The sequence below is a fragment of the Capnocytophaga stomatis genome (assembly GCF_002302635.1).
Classification (GTDB): domain Bacteria; phylum Bacteroidota; class Bacteroidia; order Flavobacteriales; family Flavobacteriaceae; genus Capnocytophaga; species Capnocytophaga stomatis.
Window position 1 is genome coordinate 883757 of the sequence record NZ_CP022387.1, and the last position, 15926, is coordinate 899682.

At 34.8% G+C, this 15926-nt stretch carries 11 protein-coding genes; 8 read left to right on the forward strand and 3 right to left on the reverse strand.

Annotated features, from left to right (window positions below; translation table 11 throughout):
• Window positions 1-13 precede the first annotated feature (13 nt).
• From CGC58_RS03920 to CGC58_RS03930, 3 genes are all read left to right on the forward strand, one after another.
• Window positions 14-763 carry a uroporphyrinogen-III synthase gene (locus tag CGC58_RS03920; protein WP_095895206.1) on the forward strand — a complete coding sequence of 250 codons (750 nt, stop codon included), beginning with the start codon at window positions 14-16 and terminating at the stop codon, window positions 761-763.
• Window positions 764-1112: 349 nt separating this feature from the next.
• Window positions 1113-1313 carry a hypothetical protein gene (locus CGC58_RS03925; protein ID WP_157909188.1) on the forward strand — a complete coding sequence of 67 codons (201 nt, stop codon included), beginning with the start codon at window positions 1113-1115 and terminating at the stop codon, window positions 1311-1313.
• A 220-nt stretch (window positions 1314-1533) separates the two neighbouring features.
• Window positions 1534-2931 (forward strand): TlpA family protein disulfide reductase, encoded by a 1398-nt coding sequence (locus tag CGC58_RS03930; protein ID WP_095895208.1) that lies wholly within the window; start codon window positions 1534-1536, stop codon window positions 2929-2931.
• Window positions 2932-3100: 169 nt separating this feature from the next.
• On the opposite strand, the gene CGC58_RS03935 is transcribed toward CGC58_RS03930, so the two are convergent.
• Window positions 3101-3829 carry a DUF6261 family protein gene (locus CGC58_RS03935; RefSeq protein ID WP_157909189.1) on the reverse strand — a complete coding sequence of 243 codons (729 nt, stop codon included), beginning with the start codon at window positions 3827-3829 and terminating at the stop codon, window positions 3101-3103.
• A gap of 271 nt (window positions 3830-4100) precedes the next feature.
• Between CGC58_RS03935 and CGC58_RS03940 the strand changes: the two genes are divergently transcribed.
• The 5 genes from CGC58_RS03940 to CGC58_RS03960 all read left to right on the forward strand — a co-directional run bounded on the left by CGC58_RS03940 (window position 4101) and on the right by CGC58_RS03960 (window position 14378).
• Window positions 4101-5207: an ISAs1 family transposase gene (locus CGC58_RS03940; protein WP_095895210.1), complete on the forward strand. Its 1107-nt coding sequence runs from the start codon at window positions 4101-4103 to the stop codon at window positions 5205-5207.
• A 722-nt stretch (window positions 5208-5929) separates the two neighbouring features.
• Entirely contained in the window at window positions 5930-9157 is a 3228-nt protein-coding gene (locus CGC58_RS03945; protein ID WP_095895211.1) for a UvrD-helicase domain-containing protein, read from the forward strand.
• A gap of 90 nt (window positions 9158-9247) precedes the next feature.
• Complete coding sequence (locus tag CGC58_RS03950; protein ID WP_095895212.1) at window positions 9248-11134, forward strand: ABC-F family ATP-binding cassette domain-containing protein; 1887 nt, start codon at window positions 9248-9250, stop codon at window positions 11132-11134.
• A 125-nt stretch (window positions 11135-11259) separates the two neighbouring features.
• Complete coding sequence (locus tag CGC58_RS03955) at window positions 11260-12717, forward strand: SGNH/GDSL hydrolase family protein (RefSeq protein ID WP_095895213.1); 1458 nt, start codon at window positions 11260-11262, stop codon at window positions 12715-12717.
• Window positions 12718-12719: 2 nt separating this feature from the next.
• Window positions 12720-14378: an MBOAT family O-acyltransferase gene (locus CGC58_RS03960; protein ID WP_095895214.1), complete on the forward strand. Its 1659-nt coding sequence runs from the start codon at window positions 12720-12722 to the stop codon at window positions 14376-14378.
• A gap of 126 nt (window positions 14379-14504) precedes the next feature.
• On the opposite strand, the gene CGC58_RS03965 is transcribed toward CGC58_RS03960, so the two are convergent.
• On the reverse strand, window positions 14505-14813 hold the full coding sequence (locus tag CGC58_RS03965) for a membrane-binding protein (protein ID WP_095895215.1): 309 nt from the start codon (window positions 14811-14813) through the stop codon (window positions 14505-14507).
• A 239-nt stretch (window positions 14814-15052) separates the two neighbouring features.
• A complete protein-coding gene (locus CGC58_RS03970; protein ID WP_095895216.1) occupies window positions 15053-15682 on the reverse strand; it encodes a hypothetical protein in 630 nt (209 codons plus the stop codon).
• Window positions 15683-15926: the final 244 nt, after the last annotated feature.

Below are 15926 nucleotides of genomic sequence, written 5' to 3' on the forward strand. Positions count from 1 at the left end.
ATAGAACAATTTTATGAAAGTAAAAACAATTTTAGTTTCACAACCGGAACCTAAAATGGAAGGTTCACCTTACGCTCAAATTATTGAAAACCAAAAAGTCAAAATAGATTTTATTCCTTTTATCAAGGTTGAAGGAATGACTGCCAAAGACATTCGTATGCAGAAAATCGATTTGACAAAATTCTCTGCTATCATTTTAACCAGCAGAAAATCAGTAGATCATTATTTCAGAATTGCGGAGGAAATGCGTTTTAAAGTTCCTGATACGATGAAATATTTTTGCCAATCCGAAACGATTGCATTCTATCTGCAAAAATACATAACTTACAGAAAAAGAAAAATATACGTAGGTAAAAAAGAATTTTCGGACTTGTTGCCTATACTAAAAAAATACAAAGACGAAAATTTCCTATTTCCAGGTTCAGAAACACAAAAACCTGAAATTACAAAATCACTGAATGACCTAAAAATCAAATGGGAAAGAGCTGTTTTCTACAAAACTGTTCATTGCGATTTGTCGGGAATAAAAGATTTTAAATATGATATTTTGGCTTTTTTCAGCCCGGCGGGAATTGAATCTTTATTCAAGAACTTCCCTGATTTCAGCCAAAAAAAGACGCGAATTGCTGTATATGGCGACTCCACATTAAAAGCGGCAGAGGAAGCTGGACTTGTTATCGACATAAAAGCTCCGTCGCCTGAAACTCCGTCAATGACAATGGCTTTGGAACAATACATCAGCAAAGTAAACGGAAAAAAATAGCTTAAAACTTTTACATACAATCGATTAATCCCAAATGCATAAACCAAAAAAGTTGTGTGTTTGGGATTTACTTTTATATCCGTCTGCCAAAATCACAAGCAAGCTAAACGTTAAGCAAAACAAATCCAAACACTCTGGGTAGCCAACAAAAAATTTTAAATACTCCTCCCCTTTTTACCGGCAGACAGTTTGCAAGAAAAAACTACTTCAAAAAATTTATTTCTAAGCACCTCATTTATAAATTCTTCTCACTCAGCTGCAAGTAATTTGTTTTAGATGTTTTTTTAATCTACTTTTGTGGGAAATTACTCTCTTAAAATTAATACAAACAGAAAATAACAATTTCATTTTGAAACAAAACAACAACATATTACCGCAGCAAAATGCATCTAACAAACGGCAAAATATCGTTATTATACTGATAATGATTTATATGGGCGTTAAAGGTATTATTTCGGATTTTTCTTTCGGAGTTATTGAAATCATCATCTTTGTTGTAGCAATTCTTGTAGCTACGTTTTGGAAAAAAGACAATATCAACAAGTTATAATTTCCTTTCTTTAAATTTATACAAGCAAACCAATAATTTTCTGCCTTAAAAATAATCTTTCAATTTGATAAAAAATTAAGCCTTATTCCGTAAACAAAACCGGAATTTCCGAAAATAAAACAAATCTTCGTATTTTCATCAGCAGATAATGCAAAAAACACTTTTTTATTTAATAACAATTTGTAAATTTGTGGCATTATAATTTACAAATTTATTTCAAATGAAAAGAAGTATCACCGCACTTTTAGCCGTTATTTTGCTCCAAGCGTGCGAAAAAAAAGCACCTGATTACGTAGTTCTTTCAGGAAAATTTGCCAAACCACAAGGCGAAAAGATTACTGTAAAAAGCCACGACTTTGAAAAAGAAATTGCCATCAATGCCGATGGGTCATTTTCCGACACATTACACATTGCACACAATGGTATGTACAGAATAGGTCGTAAACATATTTATCTGCACAAAGGCAAAAACGTATCCTTCAGCACAGATAATGAGACGATGGAACCTATCACATACACAGGTGATTTGGCTGTAGAAAACAATTACCTTGCCGATAAAGACAAAACAACAGGTGAGGAATTAAGAGCTTTGGGAAAACATCTATACTCATTTGAGGAGCCCGAATTTCTCAACAAAGTAAACGAGCTTACAAATAAGCAAAAGGAAATGCTTAACGCAATTACGCCTTCTGTTGCTGATTTTAAAGAAAACGAGTTAAAAAACATCAACTACGGAAAAGATTACTGGCTTGCGAACTACGAATTTTATCACGGATATTTTATCAAAAATAACAACTTCAAAGTTTCTGATAATTTCCCAAAAGTAACAACAACTGATTTTGACAACGAGGCTGATTTTAATTTTTCACCAAGATATGCCGACCTTATAATGTCAAAATTCCAAAAAGACATCTCTGACGAGTACGAAAAGAGAACCACAGGAGTTGCCGAAGGAGAAATGAGCGATGAAGACTCTGAAAAAATATACAGAGACCTTATCATTGAGAATTTCAAGAAAACAAAAAGTAGAAACATCAAAAACAGCATCGCATCATCTCAAATAATGAGTGGTGGCATTCCTGATGCAAAAACTTTGGACTTTTTCTATAATGACTTGGTTAGCAATGTTACAAACGAGGATTTCAAAAAAGTTCTTAACGAACGCTACGAGAAAATCAAAGCCTTAGAAGCTGGCAAGCCGTCTCCTTCTTTCAACTTCGAGAATCACAAAGGGGGAACTACGTCGCTTGAGGATTTTAAAGGAAAAGTAGTTTATGTGGACGTTTGGGCTACGTGGTGCGGTCCTTGCATTGGTGAAATTCCTCATTTAAAAGAGCTTGAAAAACAATATCACGGAAAAAACATTGAATTCGTGAGCATCTCGGTTGATGAAAAAAGAAATTACGAAAAATGGAAACAATTTGTTACTGACCAAGGTTTGGTAGGTACGCAACTTATTGCAGATAATGATTGGAAATCTGATTTCGTAACAAATTACCTTATTTCAGGCATTCCGCGTTTTATTTTGATTGACACCGAAGGAAAAATCGTTAGTGCAGATGCTCCAAGACCGTCAAACAAAAAAATCGTTGAGCTTTTCACTCAATTAGGACTGTAATCACAACAATTCTTATTGAAAAAAACACAGCTCAATATTTGTAAAACAGAAATTTGAATAATTTTTTTGTTTACATAAGAAATCAAGTTAAGTAAGGTTCATTAAATGATTTACTTAGCTTGATTTTCTCTTTTTAAGCAGATTAACTTTTCTGCAAATTGTTTCCTACCTATTCCGAAGCCTCAGGTTTTTGTTTGGAGCGGCTTAAAACTAAAGAATCGTCAATAAGTTTGTTTAACACTGTAACAAAAGTACTCGCCTCTTCTGACGGAATTGCGATGCTTTGCGATTGAGCTCTCAAGGCAATTTCATCATAAATGAGATTGGTTTCTTTACGAACCTTTTTCGTGCTTCCTGTTTCTTTGGAAGATTGCACAAAAGTTCGGTCGCCCAATTGTTCTTCAAAGCTTTCGTTCAATGTTCTAAGATGTTCCAATGTTGCGGCAAGCCCTAATGTGGTGATGTCTTTAGCATTTTTTTCTATGGCAAGGTCGCTTAATAAGGCACGAATGGCAACCGATTCTTCTTTGTATCCCATTGAAGGCACATTTTTGTAATTTTTGGTTGCTTCATATAGGCTTTCAGCAGCTTCTTTGCGTTTAACAATGTACGACTTGCGTTCGTTACGAATATTTGCCAACACATATCTGACAATGTTATCACGTTCTTTATCCAGCTTCAATAACTCTTTAGTTTGTTGTTCGGAACGATTTTCGTACGCTTTTTCTGTTAGAATTTTGATGTTTTCCTGCAATCTTTGAAATAATTTTTCGCTTATTTGCAGTTTTTCCAGCGTAGCAGTTCGAACTAATTTTTCCACTTCAATCATAAAGTGTAAATACTGTGCATTATTCAACCTTGTTAAATAAATGTTTTTGATTTTTACTAATTTTTCCATATCAATTAAGTTTATAATTATGTAATTTACATACAGCAAAAAACAAGCCATTTCAAGATTTATTTTATTAATTGACAATATTTTAAGAATTATACGTCTGCCTAAAACATAATTTTATGAAATTCAAATTCAGGAATGTTTGCAATCCTTCTTTAAAATATTTTTTTATACTAAGATTGCAGAGCGTCTGTCATTAAAAAAAGTTTTTGAAACAAGATTACAGACAATCTTCTTTTAGGTCAAACGCACGAAATTTAATATTTTTGTTTTTATGGATTTAGTGAGTTATTTTTCTGACATTGAGGATTTTCGTATGGTGAACAAATGCAATCATCTTCTTTCTGACATACTTCTCATTGGGCTTTTCACCTATTTGAGCAACGGCGAAGACTACGAAGATATGGTATTATTTGCTGAAAATCACCCTGATTTTGTGCGTGAATATTGTAAGCTTCCCAACGGAGTACCCTCCCACGATACCTTTAATCGAGTTTTTAGTTCGCTGGATACTAGCGTTTTAAACAAATGCTTAATGGATTGTGGTAAAGCCATTTTGGACACGCTTGGCGAAAAACAAATTTGCATTGATGGTAAAAAGATTAAAGGTGTAAATCCTAGAAGTCGTGGAAATACAGGGCTTTACATTGTAAATGCTTGGGTGAGCGAAAACGAACTTTGCATCGGACAGAAAAAAGTAGCAGACAAATCCAATGAAATAACGGCTATTCCTGAAATCATCAATAGTTTAGATATTGAAAATGCGGTAGTTAGCATTGATGCGATGGGCTGTCAGAAAGAAATAGCATCTGTAATTATGGCGAAAAAAGGGCATTATTTACTGTCTTTAAAATCGAATCAATCAGAATTATTTGAGGATGTGGTCTGCGGATTTAAAGCCAGGTCAAGTGATTGTTTTTCAGAAGAATGGGAATATTCTTCGTCTCGATTTGAAACTCGTAAATGCCGTATTTTACAAGCGAAAGATGTGTTGCTTGATGAAAATTTATCGGTTTGGGCGGGGTTGAAAACCCTGATTCAAATTGAATCTGAAAGGCATTTAGGTGCTGATATTCAGAAAGAAACGAGGTATTACATCAGCAGTGAAGAGGGCTTATCTGCGGATTATTTCAATGAATTAGTTCGTGGGCATTGGGGGATTGAGAATAAATTGCATTGGCATTTGGATGTAACATTTCGGGAGGATTCGTGCCGAGCCAGAGCAGGATTTTCGGCTGAAAACCTATCTGCTCTGCGGAAATTAGCCTTACAAATGATTAAAAATCAAAAAGATAAATTAAGCTTAAAGAAACGAAGACTCAAAGCCGCCTACAATACAGATTACTTAAAAGATATTATCCAAAATTTTTCATGCGTTTGACCTAATCTTCTTTAAAAAAGTTTTTTTTACGCAAGATTGCAAAGCGTCTTTCTTCAAAAATTTTTATTTACGGAAGATTGCAAACAATCCGATTTAAAAAATTTATTTCCCGCAGATTTCGCAGATAAACTCAGATTTTTTTATTCTTTTTTTGTAAGAATTTGTACATTTCTGTATGAAAAAAATGTTTCCCACAGATTTCACAGATTTACACAGATTATTTTTATTTTTTTCTGCGAAAATCTGCGAAATCTGCGGGTTTAAAAATTAAAATATCAAAAAATACATACATTCTCAAATAAAAAAAGTATTTCCCATAGAGTTCGCAGATAAACTCAGATTTTTTTATTCTTTTTTTGTAAGAATTTGTACATTTCTGTATGAAAAAAATGTTTCCCACAGATTTCGCAGATTTACACAGATTATTTTTATTTTTTTCTGCGAAAATCTGTGTAATCTGCGAGTTTTAAAATTAAAATATCAAAAAATACATACATTCTCAAATAAAAAAAGTATTTTCCATAGAGTTCGCAGAGAAACTCAGATTATTTTTATTTTTTTCTGAGAAAATCTGTGTAATCTGCGAGTTTTAAAATTAAAATATCAAAAAATCTGCAAAATCTGCGGGAGTTCAAAACAATTCATTATAAATCACTAACAAGCTAAAGCAAATAATTTTTATTGTTTATGCTTTTTTCTTATTTTAGCACCAAAATTTTAGTATGCAATCTTCATCTTCTTATACCATTTATAATGCTTCTGCGGGTTCGGGGAAGACGTACAGTCTTGCCAAATCATACTTGAAAATCATCTTATCGAGCAAAAATTCGGAGTTATTCAGAAGTTTACTGGCAATAACCTTCACAAACAAGGCTGTTTTTGAGATGAAAAACAGAATTATAGAATATCTCACCGTATTTTCAGATGAAAAAAGCCTATCCGAACCCGATGCAATGTTCAAAGAACTTTGTAAAGAACTGAAACTTGCACCAATGGAGCTAAAAATGCGTTCGGAAGATGTACTTAAACACATTCTGCATAATTACGCTTCTTTTAATATCAGTACCATCGACGGTTTTAATCACCAACTAATTCGCAGCTTTGCTTTTGATTTGCACCTGAATCAATTTTTTGAAGTTCAGTTAGATGCCAAAACATTATTGCAACGTGCAGTTGATAATTTGCTAAATTTGGCAGGAACTGATGAAGAATTAACTAATTTGCTTACAGAATTTTCAAATGATAAGATAAAAGAAGATAAAAACTGGGATATTGCCGGAGAACTTTTTCGGGTAGCCGGTATGCTTACCAATGAAAATCATCACTGGGAACTCAGCAATTTAAAGAAGAAAGATTTAGAAGATTTCAAAGCCTTAAAAAAGAATTTATTCAAGAAAAAAAATGAATCGGTTGCAACAATAAAAGAAACAGCCGCTTCATTTTTAAATCTGTTAGATGAAAATAATTTGGATAAATCTGCTTTTAAAGGCGGTTACGTATATAATTTTTTTGAAAAACTTAATGAAAATCCGGAACGAGAACTTCCTTGGGGAGCTGCCTGGCAGGAAAAATTAGCTACAGAACCTTTGTACGCTAAAACCAATGCAAAATTTTTGGACACAGATTTAATTGATAGCCTTCAGCCACAGATTTTCTCTTATTTTTTATCTGTTAAGGAAGCCTTTGGTCTGTTTAACTTCTCAAAAAATGCACTTCGGTTTGTTGTGCCTTTAGCCTTGCTCAATCGTATTCAAAATGAAATAGAACTCATAAAAGACGAAGAAAATATTTTACCGATTTGGGAATTTAATGAGGTTATTTCCGGCGAAATAGCTTCTCAGCCTGTTCCGTTTATATACGAACGCATCGGAGAACGTTACAGACATTATTTCATTGACGAGTTTCAAGATACTTCCGTTTTGCAATGGAAAAATCTTATTCCGCTTATTTTAAATGCTGTGCAAAGTGAAAGCATTGCAAAACAAAAAGGAAGTTTATTATTGGTGGGAGATGCGAAACAATCCATCTACCGATGGCGTGGCGGAAAGGCAGAACAATTTATGAGTTTGTATTCCAATGAAGAAAATCCTTTTTTCATCAAGGGGCAAACCATAAATTTAGAAGATAATTACCGAAGCCTTGAAACTATTATCAATTTCAACAATCATTTCTTTAGTTTCATTGCAAACAAGTTTCAATCGGAAAAATACAGAGAGTTGTACTTAAATGCAATGCAGAATTATCCTGAAACAAAACGAAATAAACTTTTGCCGGAAGGATATTTAAGCATTCAGTTTGTGGATTTAAAAGCAACCGACCTTGCAGAAGATTTTGAAGAAAACACCTCTGACGAAAGTAGTATTTTTGATATTTTTACAGAAAAAGAAATAACGTACTGTAACGCAATTTTTGAGGCAATCAATCACGCCAACAAATCGGGAGCAGAAGATAAAGATATTACCATTTTGGTTCGCACAAATAGGGAAGGCTCCGCGGTTGCTTCTTTCTTGTCCTCAAAAGGAAAGAATATCATTTCTCCTGATTCATTATTGCTTAAGAATATTGTTTCCATACAATTTTTAATCTCGTTGTTGCATTTATTGCATAACAAAAATAGTCAGGAGCTTAAGGTTAAGATGCTTTTTGAGTATGCAGGACTTAAAAGCATTGAGCAGGTGCATAATTTCATTACAAAATATATGAATGAGCCTGTTGAAAAATTTTTTGCCGACCATAATTTTTCTGCAAATGAGTTTCATTCACATTCCTTGTATGAAGGAGTTACTTTGCTTATAAATTGTTTTGATTTATCAAGAAAATCAGATGCTTACCTCACGCATTTTCTGGATTTGATATTTGATTTTAAAAATACACACAAGGGCGGATTATCGGAATTCTTAACATTTTGGGAAGAAGAGAAAGAAAAGTTAAGCATAAGTCTTCCGGAAGGTTTGAACGCAATTACCATAATGACCGTCCACAAAAGTAAAGGTTTGTCGGCTCCTGTTATTATTTACGCTTTCGCAGATAGTAAACTCATCGAATCGCGTAACGAAACGATTTGGTATCCTGTATCGAGCAAGGATTTCAACGGATTTGAAACGCTTTTGGTACAAAGTAGCAAATCTCTTGTAAATTTCGAGCCAAAAGCAGAAGAAATCATTCGTCAGCATCACGAGCAACATTTATTAGATCAGATTAACGTTCTTTATGTAGCGATGACACGTCCGGAATCTTTTTTATATGTAATCACATCTTTGCCAAAGGCTGCTGAAAAGAAAAACACGGAGTCCGATACAAAATCCGAAACCTATGGTTCTCTTTTTAAAAGTTTTATCGAAGAGAAAGGGCAATGGAATGATGATTTCTTAAAATACGAATTCGGAAGTCCTGTTTTTCCTGTTAAAGACAAAAAACAAACATCAACCACAGAGGGATTAATTTATTTTCAAAAGGGTTGGGCAACACCTAATTACAAAATTGCTACGGGAGCTTCTCTTCTTTGGGATACTTCTCGAAAAGAATCTATTGAGAAAGGAAACTTAATGCACGAGCTTCTGGCAAAAGTTGTTTATCATTATGATTTGGAACCTGTCTTAAAAAATGCTTTGGCTGAAGGTATCCTAACCGATGAGCAGTATAAAATTGTTCTGCAACAACTTTTAAAATTAATACAAGATGAAAAAATTAGTGAGTACTTTTCTGAAAATTACACCTACTTCATTGAAAAAGAATTCATTGATAAATCAGGAAAATTCTTCCGCCCTGACCGAATTGCATTCAATCCGATAAACAAACAAGCTGTAATCATTGATTATAAAACAGGAAAACCCAACGAAAAGCATCATTTACAAATGCAAACCTACGCCAACATCCTTTCCGATTTAGGTTGGGAAGTTATCGGCAAATATTTAATTTATTTAGATGAAGATAAAATAGTAAAGAGTTAAAAATGAGATTTTTTTTCTCATCACTTTTCTTTTATTTGAGTTTAATGACTATCTTTGCACCCGCTGAATTTTTTTCATTAAAATCAATATATGCTGAACGTACACGATTTATCCGTATCATTTCAGGGGGAGTTTTTGTTTGAAAATGTTGCTTTTATGCTTAATGCGGGCGACCGTGTGGGACTCATCGGAAAAAACGGAGCTGGAAAATCTACAATGTTGAAACTTCTGGCAAAGGAGCTCAAACCCGACTCCGGAACTATTGCCACAGATAAGGAGGTAAACATCGGTTTTTTAAAGCAAGATATTGATTTTGAAAACGGAAGAACAATTCTTGAAGAAGCCTACCAAGCTTTTCAGGAGATAAAACGTTTGGAAAACCAAATGGACGAAATCCACGGCGAAATGGAACTCCGAACGGATTACGAAAGCGAATCTTATCATAATTTGATGGATACGCTCAGCGAAATAACACATCGTTATGATATTATCGGAGGTTATCAATATCAAGGAAATACAGAAAAAGTATTGCTCGGACTTGGTTTCCAACGTTCAGACTTTCAAAAGCAAACAGACACATTTTCAGGAGGTTGGCGAATGCGAATTGAGCTGGCAAAACTACTTCTGCAAAACAATGATATTCTGTTACTTGACGAGCCTACCAACCACTTGGATATTGAATCCATCATTTGGCTGGAGCAGTTTCTGACAACGTATGCAGGAGCTGTGGTTATCGTTTCGCACGACAAAATGTTTTTGGATAATGTAACTAACAGAACCATAGAGATTTCAGTAGGGAAAATTTACGATTATCCCAAACCTTATTCGCAATTTCTGGAACTTCGTCAGGAAATACGTAAACAACAATTGGCTTCACAGAAAAATCAGGAAAAGAAGATACAACAAACTGAAAAACTCATCGAAAAATTTCGAGCAAAAGCTACAAAAGCCTCTATGGCTCAGTCGCTTATAAAGAAGTTGGACAAAATTGAACGCATCGAAGTTGATGAGGAAGACAATGCCGTGATGAACGTTCGTTTTCCTGTTTCGGTAACTCCGGGCAAGGTGGTTTTGGAAATTCAAAATGCTTCCAAAAATTATGGAGAAAAGGAAGTTTTGCAAAACATTGATTTACTGATTGAAAGAGGAAGCAAAATCGCCTTTGTAGGACAAAACGGACAGGGAAAAACAACGTTAGCCAAAATGATTGTCGGCGAAATTCCGTTTGAGGGAAATATAAAATTAGGACACAACGTACAATTGGGTTATTTCGCTCAAAATCAGGCTGCATATCTGGACGGAGAAATGAGCGTAGTTGATACGATGTTTCACGCCGCCAACGACACCAACCGAATGAATATCAGAGATATTTTAGGTTCTTTTTTATTTCGAGGTGATGATGTGGAAAAAAAAGTAAAAGTCCTTTCGGGAGGAGAACGTAATCGCTTGGCTTTGGCTAAAATGCTACTTTCGGATTTTAACGTTCTGGTAATGGACGAACCTACTAACCATTTGGATATCAAATCAAAAAATGTTCTGAAGAAAGCCTTACAAAACTTTGAAGGAACGCTCATTATCGTTTCGCACGACCGTGATTTTCTGCAAGGATTAACGGACAAAGTTTATGAATTCAAAAATAAAAACATCAAAGAATATTTGGGCGACATTGATTTCTACTTGGAACAACGAGCCGTTGAAAATTTCCGAGAAATTGAACAAAGTAAAGATGTTTCCTCAGAGGTAAAAGATGTAGAAAAGAAAGAAAAACCATCTTTCGAGCAGCAAAAACAACAGAAAACAATACAAAACAGAATCAACAAAATTGAGAATCTGATAACGGACATCGAAAAAGACTTGGAACAAATGAACCACCAAATGGGACAAGAGGTTCAGAGCGATGACTTCTATAAAAGTTATGATTTAAAAAAGAAAGAATTAGAGAAATTAATGCTGGAATGGGAGGAATTAATGGGATAATTCAAGATTAATCATTGGCACAGAATAATTCTCAGTTTGGAGTGTTGCTTTCCTTCTTTTTCATAAAAAATTTTGTAAATAATTAAAAAAATGTACCTTCGCAATTTAAAACGTTAGAAAAAAGAATGAATCCTAAGAAAATAGCAATCTTCTTTATCGGTGTGTTATTAGCACTTTTTGCAGTTACCTTCATTAGTGGGCAATATAAAACCTCGCAAGGTTCTGTGAAAGAAGGAATTGTATTGGGAAATACAATGATAAAATACCCGACTTCTGATATTTTATTAAAGGACAACTCTCCCAAAAACTCAAAAGCCAATCAAATTATTGAGGAAGTTACAAAAAAGAAACAGGAAAAGGAGAAAACTCCTCCGGCGAAAATAGATTCGGTTGCGTCTTCCAATGAGGAGGAAGATTCCACATTGGCAAGCAGTACGGAAGGAAAGATTTACTATCCGGAAAACTCCGCGAAGTTCATATCTCAATTAAAAGAAAAGCTGCAACAACCTAATTGCCAAATCATTCATTACGGCGATTCACAGATAGAAGGCGACCGCATTACCATATATGTCCGCAATCGTTTTCAAGCTCTTTTCGGGGGTGGCGGACCTGGTTTCATCCCTATTAAAGTTGCCTATACTCAAAATAGTGTAAACATTCAAGCAAGTGATAATTGGCTTCGGTTTGCGTCATTTGACCGATTCAAAAGGAAAAAAGTCCCACACCAAAAGTATGGTCTGTATGCCACTCTTTCACGTTTCACGGACTATAATCCTGCTGATACCATTACAGTTAAAAAAGCCTCTTTTACCGTTAAACCTTCCTCAACGGCTTATAATCGTTTGCGGAAGTTCACGAAATTCGGGCTGCATTACGGGAATTGTTCCCACCCTACCAAAATAACCGTCTATCAAAATGGAAAACTTTTAAAAGAAGATTTCCTGAAAGCAGACGGAAAATATCACAATTTCAAACTGGATTTTGACCAAACTCCGCAAGAAATCAAGGTGGAACTCGAAGGTGTCACAAGTCCCGACTTTTACGGCATCACGCTCGACGAGGCAAAAGGTGTGCGTATGGATAATGTCGCGATGCGAGGCGAGGCGGGAAGGATATTCACAAGGCTTAATCACGAGAACTTCCGACAAATGTCCGCCGAACGAAAGCCCGACATCTTCATTTTTCAATTCGGAGGGAATACTATTCCTTACATCGAGCAAGAAAAACAAATTACCGATTACGTCCGTTCGCTAATGCAGAACATCAAATGGGTAAAACGAAGCAACCCGAATGCTTCCGTGATTGTCATCGGACCGGGAGATATGTCCACTTCCGAGAATGGTAAGATGATTACCTATCCTTTTCTTATCAAGCTCAATGAGGAGATGAAAACTCAGTGCGTCAATCACGGCGTTGCTTTCTGGAGCATTTACGAAGCAATGGGAGGTGAAAACTCAATGGTGGCTTGGGTGGAAAAAGGTATGGCAGCCTCTGACTACGTGCATTTAAAACCAAAAGGAACGCAAATCATTTCGGAATTATTCTTCCAACATCTGCATAACGATATTTTGGCAATTGAATAGATATGGATTTTATTACAAATTTCTTTTCTTTTGATGAAAAAAGTCCTCTGAACTTTGTCCGAATCGATTTTTGGATATTCTTTGCCATTGTATATACTATCTTTTCTTTTGTTTATCGAAGAATACGCCTTAGGAATCTTTTCCTACTCTTTGCAAGTCTTTACTTTTACTATAAAGCAAGCGGATTATTTGTTTTTCTGCTTCTCTTTAGCACTGTTACTGATTTCCATTTGGGGAATTTTATTCACCAACAAACGCAGGAACATCGCCGAAAGATTGCCGTAGTTATCAGCATCATTATTAATTTAGGCGTATTGGCTTATTTTAAATACGCTTACTTTTTCACAGATACCTACAACGCTCTTTTTCACACCAATCATCAGGTTTTTAATTACTTGGCGTATTGGGGAAATGGATTTGACTCGCAGGGATATTTCCGAGCAGATACGATTATTCTCCCAGTAGGTATTTCATTTTACACTTTCCAAACGATAAGTTACACGGTGGATATTTATCGTAGAAAAACAGCCCCGCTTAAATCTATTCTTGATTTTGGCTTTTACGTGAGCTTTTTCCCTCAGTTAGTCGCCGGCCCCATCGTTCGCGCAGAGAATTTCGTACCGCAAATTATCAAAAAGACCGAAGTTACTGCCGAAGCCTTCAACAAAGGAACGTTTATGATTCTCAAAGGGCTTATCAAGAAGATGATTTTTGCCGATTTCATAGCGATGCACTTCTTAGACCGTGTGTTTGACAATCCCACGATGTTCTCCGGATTCTCCAACGTGATGGCTTTAATCGGTTACTCATTGCAAATTTACGGAGACTTCGCTGGCTACACCGATATTGCCATCGGTTTGGCTTTGCTTATGGGCTTTCAGCTTCCTATCAACTTTAACTCTCCTTACAAAGCTATAAATTGTGGAGATTTCTGGAAACGCTGGCACATTTCTCTTTCCACTTGGCTAAAAGATTATCTTTACATTCCTTTGGGAGGCAATCGCAATAGTTCGGCAGGGACAGTTATCATCTCATTAATTTTTATTGTGGGCATAACTATTGCTGTCAATGACCTTTACTTCACGTTTTTGGTAGGATTCATTCTTATCCTTGTTTCAGGATTGATGTACATTAGCCGAAACATAGAACGCCACGTGGTTACTAACATTAACATAATGCTGACGATGCTCATCGGGGGACTTTGGCACGGTGCTTCGTGGAAATTCGTCATCTGGGGAGGATTAAACGGCGTGGGAATTCTCGTTTACAAGTATTGGAGAAAGATAAGTCCTTATGAAAAATCCACACATTGGATTGCCACTACTTGGAAAATCCTTTTCACCTTTGCATTCATCACCTTTACACGGATTTTCTTTCGTGGCAAGGATATGGAATCTATCGCCCAATGGTTCGACCAAGTGAATAACAATATGGGCTGGGATTCCGCTTGGCAAGTGCTGGTGCATTATCAAGATGTCTTCTTCGTTATGCTCATCGGATACATCACCCATTGGCTTCCTCAGAAGTGGAAAGATGCAGTGGAGCATATCTTTTCAGAAAGTCACATTGCCGTAAAAGGAGCTATCGCGGTTGTTATAGTTGTCATCTGTTACCAAGCCTATTCGGCAGATTTACATCCTTTTATCTACTTCCAATTTTAGATTATCATTCTAAAAGAATAATAAGTAATCATCACTATTGTTTCAGCGAATATATACAAAAGAAAAATCCAAGATTAAGAATGAATTTTAATCTTGGATTTTTAGTATTTACACTTTAACTACTCTTTATCTCTTGTCTTCTATTCCGTATTTACGCCATATTGATTGTTCGTAATCAATTTTTATACGTTTTTTCATCTTGGACGAACGTTCATCCATCTCTTTCATCTTCTGAGTAGCCTCTTCTGTTTTTCTTTTTAGCTCAGCCTTTAAGCGTTCTTGCTCGCTGTTGAGTCTTTCCACTTCATTTCGTAAGTTTTCCAACTCATTAATAGTTTCTTCTGTAATTCCTGCGGGTAGGGAATCTTTTGATTCTCTAAGTCCATCAATTAGCACTTTAACTTGTGCCATTTTTTCAGCATACGATTTCGGCATAACAAATAATTTTAATAATTATATAATAAATTGATTTTACTTTTTATATTTTCAAGATAATTTCCTTTCAAAATTATCTCTCCCAAGTAATTTTTCATCTCTCCCACTCTTTAGGAAAGGTTTCCTAACAGATAATCCATCTTTCCCAAAGCATTTTTTATCTTTCCCAACACTTGGGAAATGTCTCCCAATCCTTAGTTAATGTAATTTTTAGTTCATTCCATATCAAAAATTAGTTTTTACATCAATTCCTGATAATATTTCTCCAATCTTTTTACATCTTTACCTCTGATTTCAGACCTTTCATCATTTTTTTCATTATATTTCAACCATTTTATATATAGGTTATGAAATATTTTATGTCCGTCTTCAGTTAAATCATTATTGTTAAAGTAAAATTTTAAAATTCTATTCTCTCCATCAACCCAGTTTATCTTTAACAATCCTTTGTCATAACAAAAACGAAGGAAAGTAATATGACTATCATATATATGCTTAATCACATCAGGATAGTTTTGATAACTATAAAAATAAGTTGAAATATCTGCAACAAATTCCTTATTAAAATACATATCATCATAAACAGCCAACACTATTTCTTTCAGTTTTTCTACATTTTCAAGGTTTTCTATTTCAACAAGATTATGATATGCCCACCCAAACGGATTTACAGGAACTGCGTTAGGCATTACTTTCTTGAATTTATCAAAAACAGGAGCGTACATTACATAGAATTTCTCTTTGTAAACCACGCCTACACGCTTTCCGTTTACATTAATGATATATTCTTCAAAGATAGGTTCTAAAGAAAAATTGATTATTGCTTTACATTGCTTTTCTAAATATTTGGCAAATTTCTTCGTGGTCATAATTTTTAGATTTTTACTATTTTTAGTATTGACTATGATTTAGGAACTATCGATAGGCAAATTTATAAAATAAAAAAACATTCGCCAATCAATTAACTTATAATTAACTAATTAACGAATGTTATTTTTATATCTCTTACGAAATAAGGAATAAGGATTAAAACAGAAGTCAGCTTCTTTAGTAAGAGAGAAATGTTTCCCGTTCTCTAATCACTAATTACTAAAGATTATTCACTAACTACTA